Raw genomic sequence first — 23,207 nt, 5'->3', positions numbered from 1 at the left:
GAGGGTGTGCGCGACGTCGAGCCCGTGGAGCCCGTGCCCGAGGCGACCGCCGCGCCCGCCGACCAGCCGACGCCGGCGCCGCCGACCGCCACCGCGCTCGCGCGCAGCAGCTGTCGGCGCCGCCAGATCGGCTCGCTCACGAGTGGTCCATGCCTCCCATGTCGCCGCTCATGTCGCCGCTCATGTCGCCGCCTGTGTACTTCTCGTTGGCACCGGAGTACTCCTTGACCACGGCGTCGAGCGTGAGCGTGCTGCCGTCGTCGAGGGTGAGCTCGACGGGCAGGGTGGCACCGGGCTCGAGGGCCTTCTCCACGTCCATGAGCATGAGGTGGTTCCCACCCGGCTCAAGGGTGAGCGTGCCGCCGGCCGGGATCGTGAAGCCGCCCTCGCGCGGACGCATGGTCATGGCGCCGTCGGCGCCGGTCACCGTCTCGTGCAGCTCCATCCGCGGGGAGGCGGCGCTGGTCGCCGACACGATCGTGACGGCGGATCCGGAGGTGTTGCGGATCTGGCCGAACGCGGCGCTCATGCCGGAGTCGACCGCCTTGGCCCAGGCGTCGTCGACGACGAGGCCCGCGGCCTCGGTGCCGGTGGCGGCCCCGGAGGAGGAGCCGGCGGAGGCGCTGGCGGAGGAAGTGGAACCGGCGGAGTCGGCGGAGTCGGTGCCTCCGCAGGCGGTCAGGCCGAGCACGGCGAGCGCCGCGAGGGCCGCGAGCGCTCCCGCGCGGCGGGAGGGATGAGGGTAGGGCTGAAGGGCAGGCATGGGTCTCTCTCTGCAGGGGTCGGCCCAGGACCCGCCGGGGCGGGTCGGGCGCACGAGGACGCGGCGGAGCCGCGGTGAGGGAGGCGGAGCGCGGACCCGTGGGGGTCAGGCTCCGAGGGTCACCGCGGGTGGGCCGCGTCGCTCGGAGGCGACCGCGAGCAGGGAGCGACGGGGGCGGACCCGCAGCAGTGTGACACCACGACGCTGCGGAACGGGACGGGCGAGCGGACCGGCGCTCAGCGCGAGGGCCGCGGCCCGGGCCAGCAGACCGGCGAGGGGTCGGGAGGCGAGGGCGACGACGGTCCAGGCGGCCTGCTCGCCCCGGGCCAGCCACCAGCCGACGAGGCCGGCGGCGGCGAGGTGGGCGAGCATCATCGGCAGCTGCGCAGGCTGGAGGTCGGCCCACACGTGCAGCGCCCACTCCGGGGCGACGAGCGTGGGCGAGGACGCGGTGGGCCGCCCCACCATCAGCTGGTCGGCCAACGAGCCGACGCGGTCGGTGCGGGTCCAGACGTCGGCCGGGATCGTCACCGGCTGGGCGGGCGCGGCGCGCATCAGCGGGCCGGTGACGCCGTCGCCGCGGTGACCGGCGAGCGCGGTGAGGGCGATGTGCACGAAGGTCTGGCCGCCCATGGTGAGCAGCACGACCCGCCGAGTGCTCGCGGGCCGGGCCAGGGCGCGTGCGCCGACCCAGGTGAGCAGGACGCCGAGGGCCACGAACCATCCGACGCCGGGGACGTAGCCGCCCGCGGAGAGGTGGGCGACGGCGCCGCACAGCAGCGTCACGGACGCGAGCCCGGCCCCGCGCAGCACGCGCGCGAGCGGGCCCACGCGCGGCGACGGCGTCGGGCTCACCCCTCCATCATGCCGCGCAGGGGTCAGGACGACGGCGTCAGGTCGGCCCGGATGGACGGGACGTCGGTCACGCCCGGCACGGGTCGCACGTCCCCGCGGGCCCCCACCCAGCCCACGCCGGGCTCGAGACGGCGGACGACGACGGCCGGCGCACCGGCCACGACGCAGTGATCGGGCACCTCGCCACGCACGACCGAGCCGGCGGCGACGACGACCTGGCGTCCGATGCGGGCGCCGGGCAGCACGACGGCACCGTGGCCGATCCAGCTGCCGGCGCCGATGGAGACCGGCTCGTGGGCGCCGAACTGGCGGCCGATCGGCACGTCGGGGTCGAGGTAGCCGTGGGAGGCGTCGGAGACGAAGACGTCCTGGCCCAGCCAGACGTCGTCCCCGAGCTCGATGGAGGCGTGGGCGGTGAGGGTGCAGCGGGCCCCGATGACGCAGCGGTCGCCGATCACCAGCGCGCGGGCGGGGGCGCCGGGATCGCCGGGGCCGTAGCCGACCGAGAGGGTCACCTGGCGGCCGACGAGGGTGTCGCGCCCCAGGTGCACCGAGCCGGTGTTCATGAGGGTGGCCGCCGGGAAGCCCAGGCTGCTGCCCGTCCCGAAGGTGCCGAAGGCGTCGGCCGCGCGCGTGCCGGGCACGATCTCGCCGGCCCGCTCGAGGCGCGCCCAGGCGGCCAGCACGGCCCGGTTGACGGCCCGGTCGACGGCCCGGTTGACGACGCGCAGCGCGAGCTCACGACCGGAGGTGAGGGAGGTCACAGGCCCGAAGAGTAGGGCACCGGCGACGGCGGCGCGGCGGAGTCCGAGGACGCGCGTCAGGGCGTGCGGGGCTCGCCGAGCAGCGCGACGGTGAGCACGACGATGTCGCCGACGCCGATCCGCTCGCGCCGGCGGATGTCGGGACGCAGCGGCGCGAGGTAGCCGCCGTCGTGCGGCACGAGGGCCGTGCGCCACGCGGTCGACCCGAGGCTCAGCAGCACCGGGACCCGGCCCCACGCGTCGCCGGAGCTGTGGGCGAGCTCGGCGATGCGGCCCGACGTCTCCTCGGGCAGCGTGACGACGTGCCAGGCCACCGGCCCGGTCCAGCGCCAGACCGCGCCCACGACGTCGAACTGCGTCTCCGACCGCACGGGGCCACGGTAGTGAGGCGCTCCAACGCGACCGGTCCGCCGGGCCGTCGAGGAGAGGACCCGATTGGCAGGTGGCGTGCAGGTCCGCGGTGGCATCCTGGCCCGGTGCTGACCGTCGGCGTGGTGGAGGACGACCCGGTGATCCGGCGCGTCGTCGCCGGCGCGCTCGAGCTCGCCGGGCACACGCCCCTGCTCGCCCACGACGGCGCGGAGGCGCTCTCGCTGCTCACCGCGCCCGAGCGGCTGGGCAGCGTCGACGTGGTCGTGCTCGACGTGGGCCTGCCCGACTCCGACGGACGCGACGTCTGCCAGGCGCTCCGCACCGCCGGCCAGGTCGCGCCGGTGATCTTCCTGACCGCCCTCGGCGGCGTCCACGACCGGCTCGCCGGGTTCAGCGCCGGCGCCGACGACTACCTGGCCAAGCCGTTCGAGGTGCGTGAGCTGCTGGCCCGCATCGAGGCGCTGGGCCGGCGCGGGCGGCTCGTGCAGCCCGAGGCGCCCGGCGACCTCGTGCTCGATCCGGCCCGGCACGGGCTGTCGTGCGGGGGCCACAGCGTCGCGCTGACGCCCACGGAGTTCCGGATGCTCGCCGCCATCACCTCCCGGCCCGGCGAGGTGGTGCGCCGCCGGGCCGTCGTCGCGGCCGCCTGGCCCGACGGCGCCATCGTCAGCGAGAACACCGTCGACAGCTACGTGCGGCGCATCCGGGCCAAGCTCGAGGAGATCGGCTCGCCCGTGCGCCTGCACACCGTCCGCGGCGTCGGGTACGAGCTGCGGTGAGCGCTCGCGGCCCCGGCCGGCTGCCCGACCTGCGGCTGCCCGACCTCCGACCCCGGACGGTGCGCACCCGGCTGGTCGCCGGCACCGTGCTGGTCACCTTCCTGGTGGTCGCGGTGGTGGGCGTCGTGCTGCACCTCGTGCTCGACCGCACCGTGGGCCGCGACGTCGACCAGGTGCTGCGCAGCAAGGCCACCGCGATGGTCTCGGTGGTCGTCACCGCCTCCGCCGACACCCCGGGGCGCCTCACGGTGCCGCCGGGCACCCTCTCCCCCGGCGTCCTGGTGGTCGACGGCACCGGCCGCACCGTGGCCGGGGAGGTCGAGCCGTCGGCGCGGGCCGCGGTGTCCGGGCTGGTCGACGTCACCCGCACCACCCAGCGCGGCGCCGGCGACGACTGCCGGGTGCGCGCGGAGCCCTTCCGCACCGCCGACGGCACCCGCGGGGTCGTGATCGTCAGCCAGGACACCTCGCCCTACGAGAGCTCCGAGCGCTACGCCACGCTCGCGATCGTCGTGCTGGGCCTGGTGGCGATGACGCTCTCCGGCGCCATCGCCCACGGCGTCAGCGGTCAGGCCCTCGCGCCGGTGCGGGTGATGGCCGCCCGCGCGCGGGACTGGAGCGAGCACGACCTCGGGCACCGCTTCGCCCTCGGCGACGGCGGCGACGAGCTCAGCACGCTGGGCCGCACCCTCGACGGCCTGCTCGACCGCGTCGCCCAGGCGCTGCGCGCCGAGCAGCGGCTCACCAGCGAGCTGGCCCACGAGCTGCGCACGCCGCTCACCGGCATCCGCGGCGTCGCCGAGCTCGCGCTGCTGCGCGGCGTCGACGACCCCCTGCTGCGCGCGGACCTCGAGGACGTCGCCCGCTCGGCCGCCGCGATGGGCGAGGTCATCACGACGCTGCTCGACCTCGCCCGCGACGACGCCTCGGGCGCGGGACGCACCTGCATGCTCGAGGAGCTCCTCGGTCGGCTGCGCCCCCTGGTGCCCGACTCCCTCGCGCTGGAGGTGGCGCCGCTGCCCGCCGGGCTCGAGGGCACGCTGCGCGTCGGTGCCCCGGCGCAGGCCGCGCTGGCGGCGCTCTCCCCGGTCGTGGAGAACGCCGCGCGTCACGCCGGGAGCCGGGTGGCGGTGCGGGTCGAGCGCACCGACGCCGCACTGGTCGACGTCGTCATCGGCGACGACGGACCGGGCCTCGACGACCGGCTCGCGCCGCGGGTCTTCGAGGCCGGGGTCAGCGGCGCCTCAGGCACCGGACTGGGCCTGGGCATCGCCCGCCGGGTGGCCCGCTCGCTGGGCGGCGACGTCGAGGCCCGCGAGAGCGACGTCGGCGCCAGCTTCGTGGTGCGGCTGCCGACGGTGGGCTGAGGTCCGGGTCAGGCGCTGCAGGCGGCGCAGAGCCCGAAGAGCTCGAGGGTGTGGGTGACGTCGGTGAAGCCGTGCTCGCGCGCAGCGCGGTCGGCCCACGACTCCACGGCCGGACCGTCGATCTCCTCCACCCGGCCGCAGGAGCGGCAGATCAGGTGGTGGTGGTGGCTGGCCTCGCCGCAGCGGCGGTAGCGGACCTCGCCGTCCTCGTCGCGCAGGGTGTCGACCGCGCGCTCGTCGGCCATCGCCTGCAGGTTGCGGTAGACCGTCGAGAGGCCGACGGTCTCGCCCCGGGTGCGGAGCAGGTGGTGCACCTGCTGGGCGCTGACGAACTCGGTGACCTCGTCGAGCACCTCCTGCACGACGGTGCGCTGCCGCGTGGTGCGACGGTTGCCGGACGGCGGGGGTGCGGTGACGGCCATGGCGCCAGTGTAGGCGTCCGGCCCCGCCGCCGTCCGGCGTCGCGCCATCCGCGTCAGCCCTGCCGGGTCTTCAGGCGGGGGCTCTGCTTGTTGATGACGTAGGTGCGACCGCGTCGGCGGACGACCTGGCTGCCGGGCTGGTTCTTCACCGAGCGCAGCGAGTTGCGGACCTTCATGGGCTCTCCTTCGAGTGGGTGATGCTCGGCGTGCTCACCGACGACGGCCGGTGACGGGATCGACCAGGCCGGCGTGGACGGCGCGCACCAGCGCACGCGGCACCCGGTGCTCGACGCCGTCGACGACGACGGGCACGAGGTCGGGCGCCGTGGCCTTCCACGCCGAGCGACGGTGACGGGTGTTGCTGCGCGAGGTGCGGCGCTTCGGGACGGCCATCTCAGGCGACTCCTCTCAGGGGGCCGAGCCACGGCTCGAAGCCGTCCTCGGCGGTGTGCCAGCGGTCGGCGGCCGCCTCGTCGGGGGTGAGCAGCAGGGCGTCGAAGGCCCGCGTCAGCGCCGGGTCGGGCAGGCCGGTGCCGATGAGCACGAGCCGGGTGAAGGGGTCGCGGCGTCCCCAGCGCTCCCCCGAGCCGATGCTCAGCTGGCCACCGGAGCCGTCCCAGACCAGGGCCTGGCCCGGGCGCGTCGGCAGCCAGAAGCAGCCGCGGCCGCGGTGGAGGCCACCGCCCAGCAGCTCGAGGTCCTCCAGCAGCCGACCGGGGTGGAAGGGCTGGGGGCTGCGCAGGTCCAGGCGCCACACGTCGTCGCCGACGAGCGGCGGGAGCGGGTCGTGGCGCACCGGGGAGGCCCAGGCGAAGGCGCGGGCGGGGTCGTGGACGCCCTCGGCGAGCACGGAGGCGTCCAGGCGCTGCTCGCCGGAGACCACGAGCGCGTCGGGCCGGGCCATCGCCCGCACCAGTCGCAGGGCGCGGGGGTCGACGTGGCCGCCGACGGTGACGACGTCGGCGAGCTCGATCATCGCGCAGGCGGTCTCGCCCACGCTGCGGGCGTCGTCCTCGGAGGAGTGCAGGTCGCGCTCGCGCAGGAGGTCGTCGCCGAGCAGGTCGTGCTCGAGGCGGGCGCCGTCGAGCGCCGCGACGACGCCGCCGACCCGCAGCACCCGGGCCAGGCGGGCGTCCATGGAGAGCACCCGGCAGGCCTGCTCGGCCTCGGCGCCGTAGGGCAGGTGGGCCACGATCGCGCCCCAGCGGCCGTCGCGCGCGAGGCGCTCGAGGGTGGGGACGATGTCCTCGCGCAGCGCGCAGCTGACGCAGGCGTGCTCGAGCGAGACGCTCTCGCGCTCGAGGATGCCGGTGACGTCGCTGACCACGCGGGTCAGGGTCTGGGCCTCGGGGTCGATGAGGTGGCGCACGGCGACGGCGTCGGGGAGGTCGAGCTGCACGGCCAGGGTGGCCGCGGCCATGGCGTCGGGGTCGACGCCGGTGACCAGCACGACCGGCACGGCCGCGCCCGCCACGCCCCAGCGCCTCACGACCCGTCCTTCGCGCGCGAGCCGTAGCGCCGCCGGAAGGCCTCGACGCGGCCCTCGGAGTCGAGGGTGCGGGTCTGGCCGGTCCAGAACGGGTGGCTGTCGCTGGTGACGTCGACGTCGACCAGCGGCAGGGTGCGGCCGTCGACCTCGATGGTGCGCTCGCTGGTGAGCGTCGAGGGGATCTGGAGGATCCGCCCGGTGGAGCGGTCGCGGAAGGCGACCAGGCCGTAGGGCGGGTGGATGTCGGGTTGCACGGCGTCCTCTCGTATGCTGATGACAACGATTATCATTATGACCGAGAGGAGCCGACATGTCACGTACGTGTCAGGTCATCGGGAGGACGCCCGGCTTCGGGAACCACGTCTCCCACTCGCACCGCCGCACCAAGCGCCGCTTCGACGTCAACGTGCAGTCCAAGACGTACTTCGTCCCCAGCCTGGGGCGGCGGGTGACGCTGCGCGTGAGCGCCCGCGGCATCAAGACCATCGACGTCCGCGGCATCGACGCCGTGGTCGCCGACCTGCAGCGACGAGGAGAGCTCTGATGGCCTCCCGCGCCAGCGACGTGCGCCCCATCGTCAAGCTCCGGTCGACCGCCGGCACCGGGTACACCTACGTGACCCGCAAGAACCGCCGCAACGACCCCGACCGGCTGGTGCTGCGCAAGTACGACCCGCGCATCCGCCAGCACGTCGACTTCCGCGAGGAGCGCTGATGGCCAAGCGATCCAAGATCGTCGCCCAGCAGCGCCGCGAGCAGGTCGTCGCCCGGTACGCCGAGCGGCGCGCCGCGCTCAAGGAGGCGCTGCGCACCGCCGAGCCCGGCTCCCCCGAGCAGGCCGAGGCCGTGCGCGGCCTGCAGCGACTCCCCCGCGACGCCTCGCCGGTGCGCCTGCGCAACCGCGACCAGACCGACGGTCGTCCGCGCGGCTACCTGCGCAAGACCGGCACCTCGCGCATCACCTTCCGCTCGATGGCCCACCGCGGCGAGCTGCCGGGGATCCGGAAGTCGAGCTGGTGAGCCAGCAGCGGGCCTAGCCCTGGTCCGGGGCCGGAGACCTCTCGGGCGTCTCCGGCTCCGGGCACGCGCTGCCGCGCGGCAGCTTGTAGGGCGCGCCGATGCGATAGGTGCCCGCGGCCGGCGCCTCGAGCACGAGCCAGTTGTCGGGCACGGGGTCCTCCGCGCCGGGCGCGGCCCGTACCGACTCGACGTCGGTGAGGCACGGCAGCGCGGGCGTGACGACCGCGCCGGCCGGGCTGGCCCCGGTCGCCGAGGCGCTCGTCGAGGGCTCGACCGTCGAGCCCGGCTGCGGCAGCGGCGAGCCGTCGGGCGCCAGCAGGCTCAGCCAGGGCGAGTCGGTGATCCGGACGATGATGCGTGCCGCCCGCGGCGTCGAGACGACCAGGCCGCCGGCGTCGAAGGACTCCACCCGCGCCGGCGCGGAGACCAGCGGCGTGGGGTCGGCCACCTCGTAGAGCCGCCAGTCGGCGTTGGCCCACACCTGGGCGAGGAAGGGGACGCCGCGCTCGATCAGCTCCGCCTCCTGCCGGGCCGCGGCGTCCGGCTCGGCGGTGCTGACGACGACGAAGCGCACCGCCCAGCGGTGCAGCCAGTCGCCGTAGTCGTCGGCCGTGAGCGGCTCGTCGGCGTAGAAGAGCGGGTTGCGCTCGGCGTCGGCCTGCCGGTTCCAGCCGCGGGCCAGCGGCAGGTACGGGGCGATCGCGGAGGCCTCCCGGTGACTGCGCGTGGGCACCATCTCGACGCGACCCTGGTCCGCGCCGCGGCTGCGCAGCTGGGCGAGCAGCGGGTCGAGATCGGTGGTGAAGGACGCCGGCGGACGCGTGGTGACGGCGTCGCGGGCCGCCGTGGCCACCTGCCAGGCGGCCGAGGTGATCAGCGCGACCGCCAGGGCGATCGCCGCGCCGCGGCGTCCGAGATGCCGCCCCGCCCAGGACGTGCGGGCACGGGCGTCGCAGGCCCCGGCGACCAGGACGACCCCGCCGAAGAGCAGGCCGAGCCGGCCGATGTTCGTGCCGACCGGCGAGGGCACCAGCCAGGCGAGCACCACGAAGACGACGTAGAGGGCACCGCCGGCGCGCAGGAGCCGCCAGTGGCGGGGCACCAGCAGCACGACGGCGAGCCCCGCGAGCGCCGGCAGGAGCGCGGAGTTCCAGGCCATCGGCTGGCGCCCCGAGAAGGGGAAGAACAGCGCGGAGAAGGCCACGACGAGCACCGGCGGGATGCCGAGCGCGTACGAGGCCGAGCGGCGGCCGCCGACCCACAGCGTCGCCGCGACCAGGCCCAGGAAGAGGCCCGCCACCGGGCTGCCGGCGGTGGCCAGGGCGGCGGCGAGCCCGGCGAGGACGCCGCGCAGGGGCCGTGCACGCTGACGCGGCCAGGGCCAGGCGAAGACCACGCACAGCGCCGCGAGGGCGAACATCGTGCCGAGCGCGAAGGTGACACGGCCGGAGACCGCGTTGCCGAACAGCGCCGCCACGGTCGCGAGCACCGGCCACCAGCGCTGGCGTCCGGCGGGCAGGCGGTGGGCGACGAACCAGGCGAGCAGCCCCGCCGCGATCGCGCCGGCGGCGATCATCGTGGCGCGCACCCCGAGCACCGCCATGAGATAGGGCGAGACCACGCTGTACGAGACCGGGTGCATGCCGCCGTACCAGGACAGGTTGTAGGCCGATCCGGGGTGCTGACGGGCGAACTCCGCCCAGGCGTCCTGGGCGGCGATGTCGCCGCCGGAGGTCGCCAGGAAGCGCCACCAGACGACGTGGAGCAGGAGCGAGGACAGCACGGCGGCGGCCACGAGGCCACCGCGCGAGGACGGGCCGTCGACCAGGGGACAAGCCCACCGGCGGCGACGACCTGCGCCGCCGGCCGCCGGACGGCCGAGCACGCCGCCGGCCGGGGGCGTCTCGCGCTCCCCGGTGCCGTCGACCCGCTCGACCAGGCTCATCAGGCAGGTGTCTCCGGCGACTCCGGAGAGTCCGAGGACGCCGCGCGCCCGGCCCGGCGGGCCGCGATCAGGTCCGGGACGGCGAAGCCGGCCCGGGCCAGCGAGACCGAGGCCAGCGCGAGCGCGACGCCGCCGATGTCATCGGAGACGAAGTGCCAGCCGAAGTAGACCGTCGCGGTCACGGTGCCGAGCCAGAACACCGCGAGCACCGCGGCGAGCGCGCGCCAGCGGTAGGCCAGCACCACGAGCAGGACGGTGGTGGTGACCCCGACGTGCAGGCTCGGGAAGGCCGAGATGCTGGAGAAGGCGTCACCCGCCGAGGGGTTGGCCAGGAGGTGCGCGCGCTCGGTGAGGTACCCGGCCTGGGTGGAGGTGATGGCCGTCGGGCGCAGGTCGGCGAACTCCTGCGGCGCGGAGGCGAACGGGCCGAGGGAGGGGACGAGGTAGTAGCCGATGAGGCCGAGCACCCACGCCCACGTGACCGAGACGATCATGAGATAGGCGTCGCGGGCGCGCGGCATGAGCACGAGCGCGGCGACGACGGAGAACACCACGAGGTAGGTGAAGGAGCGGTAGATCGCGGTGAGGACGACCGCCGCCTCGTCGCGGCCGAGGAGGTCGTGCAGCAGGACCGCCGGGCTGTGGCCGCCGAAGGCCCAGGAGTCCAGCGCGAGCAGCTCGCGGTCCTTCGGGGTGTTGAAGGCGTCCCAGCTCTTCAGGTTGCGGTAGCTGACGTAGACCAGGTGGTAGGCCAGCAGGCCGCCGGCGACGAGCGTCAGGCGCGAGGCGGTCCAGCGGGCGCGGACCGCGGCCCAGCCGGGGCGGCCGGCGCGCCGGGCCACCACGGCCCGGACGATCGCGTCGAGCACGATCAGGATCAGCGCGAACCGTGCGGCCGCGAGCAGGCGGCCGCTGAACAGGGCGCCCTTCGGGTCGCGCATCGGGATGTCGATGACCTGCGAGCGCCACAGCGCGACGCCGGTGAAGACGATCGCGAGCACCCAGAGCGCGGCCGAGAGCCGACCCACCTCGCGCCACGACAGCGGCGCGGCGACCTCCGGCGCGGGGGCCGGGGCGGCCGCGCGCGCGTCGACGTCGACGCTCACCGGACGATGCGGGCCGAGGCGAGGGCCGGGTCGGGGGCGTGCTGGGGAGCGCGGGCGGACGGGGCTGGCACGGGCCGAGAGTACCCGCTCCCCCGCCTGCGAGCCGCCTTCGCGACACCGCTGCGCCACCGCGCGGCTACCCTCGCGGCGTGGACACCCCGGGCTGGCTCGCGCTCGCAGCGGCCGTGCACCTCGGCTTCCAGACGACCGTCACGGTGCTGGTCTACCCGGCGCTCGCGGAGGTCGGCGACGACGCCTGGCGTGGAGCCCACGATCGGCACTCGCGGCGGATCGTCCCGATCGTCGGGGCCGTGTACCTGGCGGTGCTGGTCTCCTGCGCGGCGCGGCTGGGCGGGGGGCTCGACGCCGCCACGCTCGTCTCCTTCGCCGGCTCCGCCCTCGCCCTGGGCACGACCGCCGTCGCCGCGGCGCCGCTGCACGGCCGGCTCGGCGCCCTGGCCGACCCGCGCGATCGCGGCCCGCTGCTCGTCCGGCTGCTGCGCGTCGACCGGGTGCGCTGGGTGGGCACGATCGTCGCGGCCGCCGGCGCGCTCGTGGCGCTCGGCGGCTGACCTCAGCGCGCCAGACCGTGCATGACGAGGTCGGCGAGCGCCTCGTAGGCGGCGGCGTCAGCCAGGCCGGTGGCCTCGCCGAGACGTCCGGTCTGGATGTCGGTCATGACGCTGGCCACGGCGGCGCCGACGAAGCGAGCGTCGACGGCCCGCATGGCCCCGGCCGCGACGCCCTCGCCGACCAGCGCGCGCACGCGCCGGCTGGCGGCGCGGGTGTTCTCGGCGTAGACCTCGCGCCCGGGCGCGTAGGCGGCGAGATCGGCGTAGAAGGCCGGGCCGGCCGGCTGCAGCTCCTCGGCGACCGAGCGCAGGTACGTCGCCAGCCGGGCGCCGACGTCGGGCTCCGCCTCGACCCGCGCCTCGATGCGGGTCGCCGCACCGCGGAAGAAGTGCCGCAGCCCGGCGAGGACGATCTGCTCCTTGCTGTCGGCCACCAGGTAGAGCGTGCTGCGCGAGCACCGCAGCCGGGCCGCGAGGTCGCCGACGCCGAAGGCGAGGAAGCCCTCGGCCAGGAAGAGCGAGGTGAGCTCCTCGAGCAGCTCCTCGCGACGCTGCGAGGCGCGCGCGGGCGTCGTCGGCAGGCTTGTCATGCCCTGACCGTAGCAGTACCGTTTCGAGTAATTCAGTACTCGCCTCGGTTCTCGGGGCCGATGACCAGGAGTGATCCGATGCCCGCGTCCCGCACCCTCCCCACCCAGGAGGCCGTCGACCTCATCGAGCTGGTCCGCACCCTCGCTCGCGAGGAGCTCGTGCCGCGGGCCGCCGAGGCCGAGCGCCTCGAGGAGTTCCCCCGCGAGACCTTCCGCACCCTGGGCCGGGCCGGCCTGCTCGGCCTGCCCTACGACGAGGAGCTCGGCGGCGGCGGGCTCGGCTACGAGGTCTACCTGCAGGCCGTCGAGGAGATCTCCTCGGCGTGGAGCAGCGTCGGCGTCGGCACCTCCGTGCACGTGCTCAGCTGCTTCGGCCTGGCCACCGTCGGCAGCGAGCAGCAGCGCAAGGAGTGGCTGCCCGACATGCTCGGCGGCGAGCTGCTCGGCGCCTACTGCCTCTCCGAGCCGCACGCCGGCTCCGACCCCGCCGCCATGCGCACCACCGCCCGCCGCGTCGGCGACGACTACGTGCTCAACGGCGCCAAGGCGTGGACCACCCACGGCGGCCACGCCGACTTCTACAAGGTGATGGCGCGCACCGGCGAGGGCCGCAGCGACATCTCCTGCTTCCTCATCCCCGCCGACACCCCCGGCCTGGTGGCCGACCCGCCCGAGCGCAAGATGGGCCTCACCGGCTCGGCCACCGCCACCATGCGCCTCGACGACGTCCGCGTGCCGATCGAGCGGCGTCTGGGCGAGGAGGGCCAGGGGCTGCGCATCGCGCTCGCCGGTCTCGACGCCGGCCGCCTGGGGATCGCGGCCGTCGCCGTCGGCCTGGCGCAGGCCGCGCTCGACGCCGCCCTGGCCTACGCCCAGGAGCGCGAGACCTTCGGCGCCCGGATCATCGACCACCAGGGACTGGCCTTCCTGCTTGCCGACATGGAGGCCGCGGTGCAGAGCGCCCGCGCCACCTACCTCCACGCCGCGCGCCTCAAGGACGCCGGGCTGCCCTACAGCCGGGAGGCGTCGGTGGCCAAGCTCGTCGCCACCGACAACGCCATGAAGGTGACCACCGACGCCGTCCAGGTGCTCGGCGGCTACGGCTACACCCGCGACTTCCCCGTCGAGCGCTACATGCGCGAGGCGAAGGTGATGCAGATCTTCGAGGGCACCAACCAGATCCAGCGCATGATCATCGGCCGCTCGCTGGACAAGGACGCCGGCGGCGCGCTGAGCGTCCTCGCCTGACGGCCCCGACCTCCCCAGGGCGGGAGGGCATGCGCCGGAATGCGGCGGCGACGGCCGGCGTTCGTCCAGGTGACCCGCCACTCCCCTCAGCTCGGCTCGTTCGAGCTCCCTCCAGGAGGAACCGATGAAGGCAGTCTGGCGCAACACCGTGATCGCCGAGAGCGACGACACCGTCGTCGTCGAGGGCAACCACTACTTCCCGCGGGCCTCGGTGCGCGACGAGCTGGTGCGGCCCTCCGAGCGCACGAGCGTGTGCCCGTGGAAGGGCACGGCGTCCTACTACGACGTCGAGGTCGACGGCGTGCGCAACGCCGACGCCGCCTGGTACTACCCCGACCCGAAGGACGCCGCCCGCGAGATCGCGGGCCGCGTGGCCTTCTGGAAGGGCGTCGAGGTCACCGCCTGACGGCGAGCGCGAGGGCGAAGTCGCCGTCGGTGAACCAGCCGGCCAGCTCGAGGCCGGCGGCGTCGAGCTCGGCGGCGAGGCCCTCGCGCCGGAACTTCGCGGAGATCTCGGTGCGCATCTCCTCGCCCTCCTCGAAGCTCACCTCGAGGTCGAGGGCGGGGATGTGGACGCGGAGGTCGTCGCGGGCGCGCAGGCGCATCTCGATCCACTCCTCCTCGGCGTTCCAGCGGGCCAGGTGATCGAAGTCGGCGGGATCGAAGTCGGCGCCCAGCTGACGGTCGAGCACCCGCAGCACGTTGCGGTTGAACTCCGCGGTGACGCCCGCGGCGTCGTCGTAGGCGGCGACCAGTCGGTCGACGTCCTTGACGAGGTCGACCCCGACCAGCAGCGCCTCCCCCGCCTGCAGCCCGCCGACGAGGTCGCCGAGGAACCGCCGACGCTGGTGGGGCGCGAGGTTGCCGATGGTGCCGCCGAGGAAGGCGACCAGCCGGCGTCCGGGGGCGGGCAGCGCGCCGAGGTGGCGCTCGAAGTCGGCGACGACGCCGGTGACCCGCAGGCCGGGCCGGGCGGCCGCGAGATCGCCCAGCGCACCGCGCAGCGCTCCGTCGCTGACGTCGACGGCGACGTAGTCGGTGAGGGTGCCGGCCGCCGCGAGGGCGTCGAGGAGGAGCCCGGTCTTCTCCGAGGAGCCGGAGCCGAGCTCGACCAGCGCCGCGGCGCCGCTGAGCGCCGCGATCTCGGCGGCGTGCGCCGCGAGCAGACCGCGCTCCGCGCGGGTCGGGTAGTACTCCGGGAGCCGGGTGATCTCCTCGAAGAGGTCGCTGCCGGCGTCGTCGTAGAAGTACTTCGGCGGCAGGGTCTTCGGGCTCGCGGTGAGCCCGGCGCGGGCGTCGTGGAGCAGCGCCTCGTGGAGGTCGGAGGGCTGCAGCAGCACGAGGAGGTCGGGCTCGGCGGCGAGGTCGGCGGTCATGACGGGCTCCCAAGAAGAGGTGGCGGGCGCAGCGCCCGGACGAGGGCGCTCAGGCGCTCTCGGCCAGGCGCAGGCCGGTGACCGGCCAGCGGGCGCCGGCCGGGAAGAAGTTGCGGTAGGTGGCGCGGGCGTGGCCGGGGGGCGTCAGCGCGCAGCCGCCGCGCAGCACCATCTGGCCGGACATGAACTTGCCGTTGTACTCGCCGATCGCACCCTCGGCGGCGTGGAACCCCGGGTAGGGCAGGTAGGCCGAGGAGGTCCACTCCCAGCAGTCGCCGAAGAGCTGGCGCAGCCGGCCCGTGGACGGCCCGGCCGGACGGGGGTGGAAGGAGTCGAGGTCGGCGAGGTTGCCGTGCTCGAGCGGCTCGGCGACCTCGGCCTGCGTGGCGGCGTGCTCCCACTCCGCCTCGGTGGGCAGGCGCTTGCCGGCCCAGGTGGCGTAGGCGTCGGCCTCGTAGTGGCTGACGTGGCACACCGGCGCGGCCGGGTTGACCGGCCAGGTGCCGTGCAGGGTGTGCTCGAGCCAGACGCCGTCGTGGCAGGACCAGTAGAACGGCGCCTCCCAGCCCTCGGAGGTCACCTTGCCCCAGCCGTCGGAGAGCCAGAGGTCGGAGCGGTGGTAGCCACCGTCGGCCATGAAGGCCAGCCACTCGCCGTTGGTGACCAGGCGGTCGGCCAGCCGGTAGGGCTCGAGCCACTGCCGGTGGCGCGGGAGCTCGTTGTCGAAGGAGAACGAGCCGCCGCGGTGGCCGAGCTCGACCAGGCCGCCCTCGACCTCGACCCAGCCCAGCGCGTCGGGCTCGGCGGCAGGGCGCGGGCGCCCGGCGTAGACCGGCTGGAGGGGGTTGAGGCTCAGGACGTGCTTGATGTCCATGAGCAGCAGCTCCTGGTGCTGCTGCTCGTGGTGGAACCCGAGCTCGATCGTGGGCGCGACCGCGCGCAGGGTGGGCTCGTCGAGGGAGGCCAGGAGGTCGCGGACGCGGTCGTCGACGTCGCCGCGGTAGCGGCCGACGTCGTGAGCGCCGGGGCGGGAGATGACGCCGCGCTGGGCGCGGGCGTACCGCGGGCCGACGGCCTCGTAGTAGGAGTTGAAGAGGAACCAGTACTGGTCCTGGAAGGGCGTGAAGCCCCGCTCGTGCTCGGCGAGCAGGAAGGTCTCGAAGAACCAGGTGACGTGGGCCCGGTGCCACTTGGTGGGCGAGACGTCGGGCATCGACTGGACGGTCTGGTCCTCCGGGGAGAGCGGCGCCGCGAGCCGCTCGGTGTGGCCGCGCACGGCGTCGAAGTCGCGCAGCAGCGCGTCGACGTCCGCCGACCACCGCGGGCGGGTGGCCTGGGGGGTCGGCTCGGCGTCGGTGAGCGTGACGGCGTCCATGGCTCGATGCTGTCAGGCCCCGCCGACACTCGGGAGCCCAGAACCTGACCGAACGATGACCTTTCTCCCCCAGAGGGCCCGTTCACCCGTCCGGGGCAGGCGGGCGTGGCCGGAATGGTCGACCGCGCGGCCGCTGCCGGCTCCTAGCGTGGGACACCCCGTCACCGCGTCCCCAGGAGTCCCGTGTCCTCGACCGCCCCCCTCGACCGTCCCGAGCTCACGCAGGTGTGGGGCGTCCCGGAGAACGCCCTCTCGGCGGCGCTCCTGGCCACCCTGCCCACCGCCGACGCCGTCGACGGCGCCCCGTGGGACTGCGTGTGCTCGGCCGTCGTCTGGCTCGAGCGCGGCGGCTCGCGCGCGGCCCGCGCCCTCGCCCCCGGCCTGCGCGCCGGCGCCGGACTCGGCGTCGTCGGCGGACTGGTGCGCTACGAGTCGACGCCGGTCGGCTCCTACGACGAGGCGCTGGCGCTGGTGGCCGGGCGCAGCGGCGCCTCGCCCTGGGTCTCGGTGCCGTTCATGGCCGTCGACTCCCCCGCCAGCCTGGTCGGCGGACGGGTCAACTGGGCGCTGCCGAAGTCGCTGCTGAGCGTCGACGGCGTGCCCGGGTCGGCCGGACGGGTCTCGGCGCGCGGCGCCGACGACGTCCCGCACGGCGACTGGGAGATCGTCACCACCACCCGTCCGCTGGGGCCGGCCGTGCCGGTGCGCACCCGCGCCACCATGCGCCAGGACTTCCCGGGCCGCGGGATCGGCGCCTGCACCCTCGAGGCGCGCGGCCGGGTGCGTCCGGCGCTCGTGCGCGTCGAGGTGCGGGCCAGCGGACGCCTGGGCGAGGTGCTGCGCTCGGGCCACCGGCTCGGCGCGGTCGTCGAGTCGGCGTCCTTCACCCTCGGCGCGCCCCGCTGGTCCTGACGGGCCGGTCCCGAGGTCACCTCTCGACGGGTGGTGGGCCGCGGTCGACGAGCGACCTAGGCTCGCGATCGTCACCGTCGACCACCCGACCCAGGAGAGAGCCTTGATCTTCATCACCGCCGTGTTTCCCGTGAAGCCCGAGCACGCCGACGCCTGGCCCGAGATCAGCCGCAGCTTCACCGAGGCCTGCAACGCCGAGGACGGCTGCCTGTGGTTCTTCTGGTCGCGCTCGGTGGAGCAGCCGAACGACTACGTGCTCGTCGAGGCCTTCCGCGACCAGGACGCCGCCGTCGCCCACGTGCAGTCCGAGCACTTCACGACCGCCACCACCGACCTGCCGGCCTACCTCACCGCCACGCCGCGCATCGTCAACACCACCCTCGAGCAGGACGACTGGTCCGAGCTCGGCGAGATGGCCGTCAGCTGAGCGCAGCCTCGCGCCGCCGGAGGTGCTGCACCAGCACCCCGGCGGTGAGGGCGCCCAGCGTCCCCAGCGTCTCGTCGGAGAGCGTGTCCTCGTAGGCCGTCGCCAGCTCGGTGCCGTGGCGGATGAAGGTCCACCACTCCCCCAGCTCCCAGGCGATGGCCAGCATCGCCCCGAGGCCGCCGACGTGCAGCACCGTCGCCAGGGGCGCGAGGCCGCGCGGCACCACGAGCAGTCCGACGCCGCTGAGCAGCAGCAGCCAGTTGACGTAGTGGTTGGCGTCGTCCCACCAGGCCACGGAGTCGTAGAGGTCGAGGCTGTTGCCGGTGACGTCGACCAGGAACGGCGTCATCACCAGCGTGAAGGCGCCCCACGGCGCCGGCGCTGCCCGGTCGCGACGGCGCACGACCCACCACCACAGCGCCGGCGCGAGCAGCATGAGCGCCGGGTAGGCGCCCAGCCGGGCGCCGAAGGCCTTGCCCTCGAAGCGGTCGATCGGCACGAAGGTCGCCACCGCCAGCTGGGCGACGGTCGCGGCGAGCACCAGCGCCGGCGCCCAGGCGCCGACGCGGGAGCGGGGAGGATCGGCGGCTGTCGTCGTGGGGGTCGTGGCGGCGGACATGGCCGCGAGGCTAGGAGCCCACCCGCTCGTGTGCATGGACGCCGCGCCCGGATGGGCAGGATCGGGGACGACCGACCTGACCCTCGCCTGCCCAGGAGGACCCATGGCCCGCACCATCGCCCGCGCCGACCACGTCGAGCTCGAGGAGCTGCTCGACTTCGTCCGCCCGCGTCACCACATGGTGCTGCTGACCCGTCGCTCCGACGGCGGCCCGCAGGCCTCGCCCGTCAGCGGCGGCGTCGACCCCGAGGGCCGCATCGTCATCGCGACCTACCCCGAGCGCGCCAAGACCCGCAACGCCCGCAAGCGCCCCACGGCCAGCGTCGTCGTGCTCTCCGACGACTGGGACGGCGCCTGGGTGCAGGTCGACGGCGACGCCGAGGTGCTCGACGTGCCCGAGGCCCTCGACGCCTTCGTCGACTACTTCCGCTCGATCTCCGGCGAGCACCCCGACTGGGACGAGTACCGCCAGGCGATGCTCGACCAGGGCAAGTCGCTCATCCGGATCACCCCGACGCGCTGGAGCCCCATCGCCACCGGCGGCTTCCCCGCGCACCTGGCCTGACGCCGGCTCCTGGGCCCGGGCGTCGCCCACGTGAACTCTGACCGCGCATCCGAGGACGCACGGCGCGCCGCGATGGCGTGGTGCGGCCCGGTGCCCTAGGCAGGGAGCACCCGCCGGGCATCGGGTCCGGCAGACCTCAGGAGCACCCCCCGTGCACTCTCGGATCCTGTCCTCCCGCCTGCGCCGTGCGGCGTCGGCGTCCCTCCTGGCGCTCAGCGCGCTGCTCGTCGTCACCCCGCCCGCACCGGCGGCCACCCAGGCCACGTTCTCGGGCACCATCGCCCAGGGCGTCGCCACGATCCCCACCGCGGCGGAGAACAACACCGGCTACGACCGCGCGCTGTTCCCCCACTGGATCGACGCCGACGGCGACTGCCAGAGCACGCGCGCCGAGGTGCTCATCAGCGAGCGCGAGACCGACACCCCGCTGACCTACACCAGCTCGAGCAACTGCACCGTGGCCACCGGCCGCTGGTTCTCCTACTACGACCGCGTGTCCTGGACCAACGCCTCGGACATCGACATCGACCACCTCGTCCCGCTCGCCGAGGCCTGGGGCTCGGGCGCCAGCGGCTGGACGACGGCCCGTCGCCAGTCCTACGCCAACGACCTCGGCGACCCGCGCACGCTCGTCGGCGTCACCGACTCGGTCAACCAGTCCAAGAGCGACCAGGACCCCTCAACCTGGCTGCCCACCTACGACAAGTGCCGCTACGTCGCGGAGTGGGTGGCGGTGAAGATCCGCTGGGGCCTCTCGGCGGACCCCGCGGAGAAGAGCGTGCTCAACCAGTACGCGTCGAGCTGCTCGAACACCATCACGGTGACGACGGCCTGACGCCGCTCAGGCGTCCTCGGCGAGCTCGACGTCGACCATGAGGTCGTCGGCGAGCGCGTCGAGGGCGTCGCGCAGGGCGTCGAGATCGGCGTCGGGGCCCACGGCGAGCCGGGCGTCGATCTCGAAGAGGACGCCGCCGGCCATCGGCGCGTCCTGGAGGCCCGTGGCGATCTCCTCGATGCCGACCCCGTGCCCGGCCACCGCGCCGGAGACGCGGGCCACGATGCCCGGGCGGTCGGTGCCCAGCACGTGCAGCCGCAGGGTGCGCGCGGGCGCCTCGACGGCGTCGGTGCGCTCGACGCGCACCTGCAGGCCGTCGGTGCCCAGCGCCTCGAGCTCGGCCGTCAGCGCCGCCACGGCGTCCTCGGGCACGCTCACGAGCACGACCCCGGCGAACGTGCCCGCCAGCCGCACCAGCTCGCTGCGCTCCCACGAGCCGCCGTGGGCCTCGACCGGCGCCGACACCGCCGACACCAGTCCGGGACGGTCGTGGCCGAGGACGGTGAGCACCAGGGTCGTCATGGCGTGCACGCTAGCGCGCCTGGTGGGTGACCTGCCGGCGGAGGCGCACGCCACCATTACCCGGCTGACCGGGTAACTGACCCCCGAGCGTCGTGTCTCGCAGGTCGCATCGCCCCAGAACCTGCGAGACACGTCACGCGGGAGCCGGACGACCTCGTCAGCCGCGCTCAGCCGTAGTGGCAGACGTAGCCGAGGGTCTCGAGCACCTCGATGCCGAAGGAGGACTCCCCCGGCACCTCGAAGGAGCCGCCGGCCGCGTGCTCGACCCAGTCGTCGGCACCGGGCAGGCGCACCCGGCAGCGGCCGTCGAGCAGCTCCATCACCTCGGGCGCGGCCGTCCCGAACTCGTAGGTGCCCGGCAGGATGACGCCGGCGCTCTTGCGGGCGCCGTCGGCGGTGTGGAACGTGTGGCTGACGCAGGCGCCGTCGAAGTAGACGTTGGCGCGCGGGTCGAGGGTGACGTTCTCGTAGGTGTCGCTCACGGCCGCGGAGCCTAGCGGCGCCCCGGGCCCGCTCACTCCAGCGGACGCGACGGTGGGCACCACTGCCGCTCGGCCGGCACGGCGGCCAGCGTCCGCTCGGGCCAGCGCAGGGCGGTGAGCTCGCCGCCGAACGGCACGCCGGTGTCGACGCAGAGCACCGCGCCGGTCCACTCCGCGCGCAGCCGCGGCGTGTGACCGTGGACGACGACGGCCTCGCCGGCGTACCCCTGCGCCCAGTCGCGTCGTACCGGCAGGCCGTGCTCGTCGCGGGTGCCGTCGACGTCGCCGTAGAGCGCGAACGCCCGGGCGCGGCGGGTGACGACGCCGTGGTCGTGCGCGTGCAGCCCGGCGTGGGCGACGACGAGGCGGCCGTCGTCGAGGACGAGGTGCGGAGGCAGGGCGGCGAGGAACGCGGCCACGTCGTCGCGGAACGCCGCGGACTCCGCCGCCAGGGCCTCGAGGGTCTGGGCCAGGCCGTGCCCGGTCGTGACGTCGGCGCCGCCGAGCGCGCGTCGCAGCTTGTTCTCGTGGTTGCCCTCGACGCACAGCGCCGTGCCGCCGCGCACCATGGCCATCACCAGCCGCAGCACCCCGGGGCTGTCCGAGCCGCGGTCGACGAGGTCGCCCACGAACACCGCCGTGCGGCCCTCCGGGTGCCGCGCGTCGACCACCCGGCCGGCGTCGTCGACCTCCACCTGCCAGCCCAGCTCCCCCAGGAGCGACACGAGCTCGCCGAGGCAGCCGTGCACGTCGCCGATGACGTCGAACGGGCCGTGGTGGTCGCGGCGGTCGACGAGGGGATCGACGTCGGGCACGGGGTCTCCTGTGGATGACGGGGGTAGGAGTTCCCCGGTCGTCCGGGGAACTTCTCGATGGTCAGGGAGACTTGGGGCCGTTCACGCCCAACTTCCCCTGACCAACCCTGCCAGCCTGTGGACGACGGGTCACGGCGAAACCGCTTGCGGACGACGGACGCGACGTAGCCTGGATCGGTGCTCGGATCCTTTCTCGTGGCCCTGGGCCTCGCGTTCAGCGTCGTGCCGCCCGAGATGCCGGCACCCCTCGACCCGCCGGCCCGGGTCGCCACCGCGGACGGATCGTCGGCGCGTCCCCTCGCGGGCCGCGTGATCGTGCTCGATCCCGGGCACCAGCTCGGCAACCGCCGGCATTCGCGCGAGATCAGCAGGCCGGTCGACGCCGGCGGGTTCCAGAAGCCGTGCAACACCACGGGCACCGCGACGAACGGCGGGTTCCCGGAGGCCACGTTCACCTGGAGCGTCGCCCGCCGGCTCCAGCAGCGGCTCGAGGACCTCGGCGCGCGGGTGGTGCTCACCCGCACCGCGAACAGCGACGCCCTGTGGGGGCCGTGCGTCGACGCCCGCGGCAGGGCCGGGGCGAAGGCCGGCGCCGACCTCGAGCTCAGCATCCACGGCGACGGCTCGACGGCGGCGGGCGCGCACGGCTTCCACGTGATCGCCCCGGCGAACCGCGCGCCGTGGACCAGCGACGTCTACGCGCCCTCGCGGCGGTTCGCCCTCGCGATGCGCTCGGCGCTGCACGGCGCAGGCTTCCCGTACGCGAACTACATCGCCGGCGGCGACGGCTTCGACACCCGCGGCGACCTCGGGACGCTCAACCTCTCCGATGTGCCCATCGCCATGGTCGAGCTGGGCAACATGCGCTCGAGCGCCGACGCCCGCATCATGACCAGCGCCGCCGGCCGCGAGCGCTACGCCGCGGCGCTGGCGCGCGGCGTCGTCGCCTACCTCGGCTGAGCCGGGCGCGGATCAGCGCGAGCGCCACCGTGCCCTCGCCGCTGAGCGCCAGGCCCTGCGGCCCGACGAGTCGGTGCTGATCCGGGTCACCGCGCTGGACTGAGACCGGACGCAGGTGCTGCGCGGCCCTCGCCGCGCAGCACCCGGAGCCCCAGGGCGGCCCCGGCGAGCGCCGCTGCGACCGCGAGCACGAGGAACGGGCGTCCGACGGACCCGCCCGAGATCAGCAGGTGGGAGGGCGCCTGGAACGCCGCCGTGCTCAGACCGACCCAGACCAGCGCCCAGGCCGATCGCGGCGCGATCCGACCCTGACGCAGCAGAGCGGCGGCCGCGCAGGCAGCCACCAGCAGGAGTCCGGCGACCACGAGCACGGCCCGCGCCGGCACGGTGTCCATCCGGTACGGGCCCGAGGTCCCCGGGCCCACCAGACCCCAGCCGATCTCGGCGAGGCCGAAGGCACCCACCACGACCCAGGCCGCGCCGGGCGCCGATCCGCCCGGCACCGCGGGGACCGCCGCGAGCCGATCCCGCCAGCGGTCGGCGACGTAGGGGACGGCCAGCACGAGCAGGCTCAGCACGAGCAGGGCGAACCCGCCGTAGACCAGCTGGAACACCCACGGGGCGAGCGCATCCGGGTCCGAGGACGACGCGGCCGGGCTCGACACCCCCGCGACGCTCAGCGCCCCGCCGGCGAGCACCCCGCCGACGATCGGCACCAGCAGGCCGGTGGCCGCGGAGGCGGCGAGGAGCACCGGAGCCGCCGGCACGCGTCGGCCCCAGGGGCGGGCCAGGCCGTGGGCGGCGACGATGCCGGCCAGCATGAGCAGGGCCGTCACGAGATTGGCCGCGACCACCCGCGGCGACTCCATGACCGTGGTCCCCGGGCCGGGACGCACCCCGACCTCGAGGCCACAGAGCCACAGCGTCTTGAGCGTCAGGTAGGGCAGGCAGGCGACGACGGCCAGCACGAGGGCCGCCCGTGAGGTGCGGCCGGCCCGAGGGGTCCGAGAGGGCATGCCCTGAGCCTG

Annotated in this window: 32 protein-coding genes; 13 read left to right on the top strand and 19 right to left on the bottom strand. The window is 75.1% G+C overall.

The genetic code is table 11. The features are described 5' to 3' along the window. Positions 1 to 136: 136 nt before the first annotated feature. The 4 genes from ACZDWJ_RS07740 to ACZDWJ_RS07725 form a co-directional block, all read right to left on the bottom strand. Positions 137 to 763 (bottom strand): copper chaperone PCu(A)C, encoded by a 627-nt coding sequence (locus ACZDWJ_RS07740; RefSeq protein WP_463520356.1) that lies wholly within the window; start codon positions 761 to 763, stop codon positions 137 to 139. A gap of 105 nt (positions 764 to 868) precedes the next feature. Next, entirely contained in the window at positions 869 to 1,618 is a 750-nt protein-coding gene (locus ACZDWJ_RS07735; protein ID WP_463520355.1) for a hypothetical protein, read from the bottom strand. 23 nt (positions 1,619 to 1,641) lie between these two features. After that, a complete protein-coding gene (locus ACZDWJ_RS07730; protein WP_463520354.1) occupies positions 1,642 to 2,382 on the bottom strand; it encodes an acyltransferase in 741 nt (246 codons plus the stop codon). A gap of 56 nt (positions 2,383 to 2,438) precedes the next feature. After that, positions 2,439 to 2,753 carry a DUF1905 domain-containing protein gene (locus ACZDWJ_RS07725; protein WP_463520353.1) on the bottom strand — a complete coding sequence of 105 codons (315 nt, stop codon included), beginning with the start codon at positions 2,751 to 2,753 and terminating at the stop codon, positions 2,439 to 2,441. Positions 2,754 to 2,858: 105 nt separating this feature from the next. Between ACZDWJ_RS07725 and ACZDWJ_RS07720 the strand changes: the two genes are divergently transcribed. Further along, entirely contained in the window at positions 2,859 to 3,533 is a 675-nt protein-coding gene (locus ACZDWJ_RS07720; protein WP_463520352.1) for a response regulator transcription factor, read from the top strand. After that, positions 3,530 to 4,900 (top strand): sensor histidine kinase, encoded by a 1,371-nt coding sequence (locus tag ACZDWJ_RS07715; protein WP_463520351.1) that lies wholly within the window; start codon positions 3,530 to 3,532, stop codon positions 4,898 to 4,900. Before ACZDWJ_RS07720 ends, ACZDWJ_RS07715 begins: the two co-directional genes overlap by 4 nt. An 8-nt stretch (positions 4,901 to 4,908) precedes the next feature. On the opposite strand, the gene ACZDWJ_RS07710 is transcribed toward ACZDWJ_RS07715, so the two are convergent. Genes ACZDWJ_RS07710 through ACZDWJ_RS07690 form a run of 5 tightly spaced genes read right to left on the bottom strand, consistent with a single transcriptional unit; the run spans position 4,909 to position 7,101 of the window. Further along, positions 4,909 to 5,322 carry a Fur family transcriptional regulator gene (locus tag ACZDWJ_RS07710; RefSeq protein WP_463520350.1) on the bottom strand — a complete coding sequence of 138 codons (414 nt, stop codon included), beginning with the start codon at positions 5,320 to 5,322 and terminating at the stop codon, positions 4,909 to 4,911. 53 nt (positions 5,323 to 5,375) lie between these two features. Further along, complete coding sequence (ykgO, locus tag ACZDWJ_RS07705; RefSeq protein ID WP_463520349.1) at positions 5,376 to 5,498, bottom strand: type B 50S ribosomal protein L36; 123 nt, start codon at positions 5,496 to 5,498, stop codon at positions 5,376 to 5,378. A gap of 34 nt (positions 5,499 to 5,532) precedes the next feature. After that, positions 5,533 to 5,715 carry a 50S ribosomal protein L32 gene (gene rpmF, locus ACZDWJ_RS07700; RefSeq protein ID WP_463520348.1) on the bottom strand — a complete coding sequence of 61 codons (183 nt, stop codon included), beginning with the start codon at positions 5,713 to 5,715 and terminating at the stop codon, positions 5,533 to 5,535. Between the two features lies 1 nt (position 5,716). Beyond that, complete coding sequence (locus tag ACZDWJ_RS07695) at positions 5,717 to 6,811, bottom strand: GTP-binding protein (protein WP_463520347.1); 1,095 nt, start codon at positions 6,809 to 6,811, stop codon at positions 5,717 to 5,719. Then, positions 6,808 to 7,101 (bottom strand): type B 50S ribosomal protein L31, encoded by a 294-nt coding sequence (locus ACZDWJ_RS07690; protein WP_463520346.1) that lies wholly within the window; start codon positions 7,099 to 7,101, stop codon positions 6,808 to 6,810. The genes ACZDWJ_RS07695 and ACZDWJ_RS07690 overlap by 4 nt, the downstream gene beginning before the upstream one ends. Before the next feature lie 20 nt (positions 7,102 to 7,121). Between ACZDWJ_RS07690 and rpmB the strand changes: the two genes are divergently transcribed. Genes rpmB through rpsN form a run of 3 tightly spaced genes read left to right on the top strand, consistent with a single transcriptional unit; the run spans position 7,122 to position 7,830 of the window. After that, positions 7,122 to 7,355, top strand: a complete 234-nt coding sequence (gene rpmB, locus ACZDWJ_RS07685; protein ID WP_463520345.1) for a 50S ribosomal protein L28 — start codon at positions 7,122 to 7,124, stop codon at positions 7,353 to 7,355. Next, positions 7,355 to 7,525: a 50S ribosomal protein L33 gene (rpmG, locus tag ACZDWJ_RS07680; protein WP_463520344.1), complete on the top strand. Its 171-nt coding sequence runs from the start codon at positions 7,355 to 7,357 to the stop codon at positions 7,523 to 7,525. The genes rpmB and rpmG overlap by 1 nt, the downstream gene beginning before the upstream one ends. Further along, the gene (rpsN, locus tag ACZDWJ_RS07675) at positions 7,525 to 7,830 is read left to right on the top strand and encodes a 30S ribosomal protein S14 (RefSeq protein WP_463520343.1); all 306 of its coding nucleotides are present in this window, start codon (positions 7,525 to 7,527) and stop codon (positions 7,828 to 7,830) included. The genes rpmG and rpsN overlap by 1 nt, the downstream gene beginning before the upstream one ends. Before the next feature lie 13 nt (positions 7,831 to 7,843). On the opposite strand, the gene ACZDWJ_RS07670 is transcribed toward rpsN, so the two are convergent. Next, positions 7,844 to 9,775, bottom strand: a complete 1,932-nt coding sequence (locus ACZDWJ_RS07670; protein ID WP_463520342.1) for an MFS transporter — start codon at positions 9,773 to 9,775, stop codon at positions 7,844 to 7,846. Next, on the bottom strand, positions 9,775 to 10,881 hold the full coding sequence (locus ACZDWJ_RS07665; protein WP_463520341.1) for a phosphatase PAP2 family protein: 1,107 nt from the start codon (positions 10,879 to 10,881) through the stop codon (positions 9,775 to 9,777). The genes ACZDWJ_RS07670 and ACZDWJ_RS07665 overlap by 1 nt, the downstream gene beginning before the upstream one ends. Before the next feature lie 149 nt (positions 10,882 to 11,030). On the opposite strand from ACZDWJ_RS07665, the gene ACZDWJ_RS07660 reads away from it, so the two are divergent. After that, positions 11,031 to 11,453, top strand: a complete 423-nt coding sequence (locus tag ACZDWJ_RS07660) for a hypothetical protein (RefSeq protein WP_463520340.1) — start codon at positions 11,031 to 11,033, stop codon at positions 11,451 to 11,453. Positions 11,454 to 11,455: 2 nt separating this feature from the next. Here ACZDWJ_RS07660 and ACZDWJ_RS07655 read toward each other — a convergent pair whose 3' ends face one another. After that, a complete protein-coding gene (locus tag ACZDWJ_RS07655) occupies positions 11,456 to 12,043 on the bottom strand; it encodes a TetR/AcrR family transcriptional regulator (protein WP_463520339.1) in 588 nt (195 codons plus the stop codon). A gap of 78 nt (positions 12,044 to 12,121) precedes the next feature. Here ACZDWJ_RS07655 and ACZDWJ_RS07650 point away from each other — a divergent pair, with 78 nt between their 5' ends. Further along, entirely contained in the window at positions 12,122 to 13,291 is a 1,170-nt protein-coding gene (locus ACZDWJ_RS07650) for an acyl-CoA dehydrogenase family protein (protein ID WP_463520338.1), read from the top strand. Between the two features lie 124 nt (positions 13,292 to 13,415). Next, complete coding sequence (locus ACZDWJ_RS07645) at positions 13,416 to 13,697, top strand: DUF427 domain-containing protein (RefSeq protein WP_463520337.1); 282 nt, start codon at positions 13,416 to 13,418, stop codon at positions 13,695 to 13,697. Here the strand turns inward: ACZDWJ_RS07645 and egtD are convergent. Further along, positions 13,687 to 14,667 (bottom strand): L-histidine N(alpha)-methyltransferase, encoded by a 981-nt coding sequence (gene egtD, locus ACZDWJ_RS07640; protein ID WP_463520336.1) that lies wholly within the window; start codon positions 14,665 to 14,667, stop codon positions 13,687 to 13,689. The genes ACZDWJ_RS07645 and egtD overlap by 11 nt on opposite strands. Positions 14,668 to 14,716: 49 nt before the next feature. Next, positions 14,717 to 16,042 (bottom strand): ergothioneine biosynthesis protein EgtB, encoded by a 1,326-nt coding sequence (egtB, locus tag ACZDWJ_RS07635; protein WP_463520335.1) that lies wholly within the window; start codon positions 16,040 to 16,042, stop codon positions 14,717 to 14,719. Between the two features lie 183 nt (positions 16,043 to 16,225). On the opposite strand from egtB, the gene ACZDWJ_RS07630 reads away from it, so the two are divergent. Both ACZDWJ_RS07630 and ACZDWJ_RS07625 read left to right on the top strand, forming a co-directional pair. After that, positions 16,226 to 16,954, top strand: coding sequence for a hypothetical protein (locus tag ACZDWJ_RS07630; protein ID WP_463520334.1), 729 nt, complete (start codon positions 16,226 to 16,228; stop codon positions 16,952 to 16,954). Positions 16,955 to 17,057: 103 nt separating this feature from the next. Further along, positions 17,058 to 17,381 (top strand): putative quinol monooxygenase, encoded by a 324-nt coding sequence (locus tag ACZDWJ_RS07625; RefSeq protein ID WP_463520333.1) that lies wholly within the window; start codon positions 17,058 to 17,060, stop codon positions 17,379 to 17,381. Here ACZDWJ_RS07625 and ACZDWJ_RS07620 read toward each other — a convergent pair. Then, a complete protein-coding gene (locus ACZDWJ_RS07620; protein WP_463520332.1) occupies positions 17,374 to 18,000 on the bottom strand; it encodes a hypothetical protein in 627 nt (208 codons plus the stop codon). The genes ACZDWJ_RS07625 and ACZDWJ_RS07620 overlap by 8 nt on opposite strands. 103 nt (positions 18,001 to 18,103) lie before the next feature. On the opposite strand from ACZDWJ_RS07620, the gene ACZDWJ_RS07615 reads away from it, so the two are divergent. After that, complete coding sequence (locus tag ACZDWJ_RS07615) at positions 18,104 to 18,565, top strand: PPOX class F420-dependent oxidoreductase (protein WP_463520331.1); 462 nt, start codon at positions 18,104 to 18,106, stop codon at positions 18,563 to 18,565. Between the two features lie 151 nt (positions 18,566 to 18,716). Next, positions 18,717 to 19,400 carry an HNH endonuclease family protein gene (locus tag ACZDWJ_RS07610; RefSeq protein ID WP_463520330.1) on the top strand — a complete coding sequence of 228 codons (684 nt, stop codon included), beginning with the start codon at positions 18,717 to 18,719 and terminating at the stop codon, positions 19,398 to 19,400. A 6-nt stretch (positions 19,401 to 19,406) separates the two neighbouring features. On the opposite strand, the gene ACZDWJ_RS07605 is transcribed toward ACZDWJ_RS07610, so the two are convergent. From ACZDWJ_RS07605 to ACZDWJ_RS07595, 3 genes are all read right to left on the bottom strand, one after another. Then, entirely contained in the window at positions 19,407 to 19,922 is a 516-nt protein-coding gene (locus ACZDWJ_RS07605; protein WP_463520329.1) for a glycine cleavage system transcriptional repressor, read from the bottom strand. A gap of 167 nt (positions 19,923 to 20,089) precedes the next feature. Next, positions 20,090 to 20,404 (bottom strand): pyrimidine/purine nucleoside phosphorylase, encoded by a 315-nt coding sequence (ppnP, locus tag ACZDWJ_RS07600; RefSeq protein ID WP_463520328.1) that lies wholly within the window; start codon positions 20,402 to 20,404, stop codon positions 20,090 to 20,092. 32 nt (positions 20,405 to 20,436) lie between these two features. Then, positions 20,437 to 21,219 carry a metallophosphoesterase gene (locus ACZDWJ_RS07595; protein WP_463520327.1) on the bottom strand — a complete coding sequence of 261 codons (783 nt, stop codon included), beginning with the start codon at positions 21,217 to 21,219 and terminating at the stop codon, positions 20,437 to 20,439. Between the two features lie 177 nt (positions 21,220 to 21,396). Between ACZDWJ_RS07595 and ACZDWJ_RS07590 the strand changes: the two genes are divergently transcribed. Continuing rightward, positions 21,397 to 22,179 (top strand): N-acetylmuramoyl-L-alanine amidase family protein, encoded by a 783-nt coding sequence (locus ACZDWJ_RS07590; RefSeq protein ID WP_463520326.1) that lies wholly within the window; start codon positions 21,397 to 21,399, stop codon positions 22,177 to 22,179. A gap of 86 nt (positions 22,180 to 22,265) precedes the next feature. Here ACZDWJ_RS07590 and ACZDWJ_RS07585 read toward each other — a convergent pair whose 3' ends face one another. Further along, on the bottom strand, positions 22,266 to 23,195 hold the full coding sequence (locus tag ACZDWJ_RS07585) for a hypothetical protein (RefSeq protein WP_463520325.1): 930 nt from the start codon (positions 23,193 to 23,195) through the stop codon (positions 22,266 to 22,268). Positions 23,196 to 23,207: the final 12 nt, after the last annotated feature.

The organism is Nocardioides sp. B129/18, from assembly GCF_055282735.1.
This window is presented reverse-complemented; position numbering and strand designations above follow the sequence as displayed.

Bases quoted from the DNA above. Each gene is read 5' to 3' on its own strand.
- ACZDWJ_RS07740 (WP_463520356.1), bottom strand. From the start codon at position 763: ATGCCTGCCCTTCAGCCCTACCCTCATCCCTCCCGCCGCGCGGGAGCG.
- ACZDWJ_RS07710 (WP_463520350.1), bottom strand. From the start codon at position 5,322: ATGGCCGTCACCGCACCCCCGCCGTCCGGCAACCGTCGCACCACGCGG.
- ykgO (WP_463520349.1), bottom strand. From the start codon at position 5,498: ATGAAGGTCCGCAACTCGCTGCGCTCGGTGAAGAACCAGCCCGGCAGC.
- rpmF (WP_463520348.1), bottom strand. From the start codon at position 5,715: ATGGCCGTCCCGAAGCGCCGCACCTCGCGCAGCAACACCCGTCACCGT.
- ACZDWJ_RS07690 (WP_463520346.1), bottom strand. From the start codon at position 7,101: ATGATAATCGTTGTCATCAGCATACGAGAGGACGCCGTGCAACCCGAC.
- rpmB (WP_463520345.1), top strand. From the start codon at position 7,122: ATGTCACGTACGTGTCAGGTCATCGGGAGGACGCCCGGCTTCGGGAAC.
- rpmG (WP_463520344.1), top strand. From the start codon at position 7,355: ATGGCCTCCCGCGCCAGCGACGTGCGCCCCATCGTCAAGCTCCGGTCG.
- rpsN (WP_463520343.1), top strand. From the start codon at position 7,525: ATGGCCAAGCGATCCAAGATCGTCGCCCAGCAGCGCCGCGAGCAGGTC.
- ACZDWJ_RS07670 (WP_463520342.1), bottom strand. From the start codon at position 9,775: ATGAGCCTGGTCGAGCGGGTCGACGGCACCGGGGAGCGCGAGACGCCC.
- ACZDWJ_RS07655 (WP_463520339.1), bottom strand. From the start codon at position 12,043: ATGACAAGCCTGCCGACGACGCCCGCGCGCGCCTCGCAGCGTCGCGAG.
- ACZDWJ_RS07650 (WP_463520338.1), top strand. From the start codon at position 12,122: ATGCCCGCGTCCCGCACCCTCCCCACCCAGGAGGCCGTCGACCTCATC.
- ACZDWJ_RS07645 (WP_463520337.1), top strand. From the start codon at position 13,416: ATGAAGGCAGTCTGGCGCAACACCGTGATCGCCGAGAGCGACGACACC.
- egtD (WP_463520336.1), bottom strand. From the start codon at position 14,667: ATGACCGCCGACCTCGCCGCCGAGCCCGACCTCCTCGTGCTGCTGCAG.
- egtB (WP_463520335.1), bottom strand. From the start codon at position 16,042: ATGGACGCCGTCACGCTCACCGACGCCGAGCCGACCCCCCAGGCCACC.
- ACZDWJ_RS07620 (WP_463520332.1), bottom strand. From the start codon at position 18,000: ATGTCCGCCGCCACGACCCCCACGACGACAGCCGCCGATCCTCCCCGC.
- ACZDWJ_RS07615 (WP_463520331.1), top strand. From the start codon at position 18,104: ATGGCCCGCACCATCGCCCGCGCCGACCACGTCGAGCTCGAGGAGCTG.
- ACZDWJ_RS07605 (WP_463520329.1), bottom strand. From the start codon at position 19,922: ATGACGACCCTGGTGCTCACCGTCCTCGGCCACGACCGTCCCGGACTG.
- ACZDWJ_RS07585 (WP_463520325.1), bottom strand. From the start codon at position 23,195: ATGCCCTCTCGGACCCCTCGGGCCGGCCGCACCTCACGGGCGGCCCTC.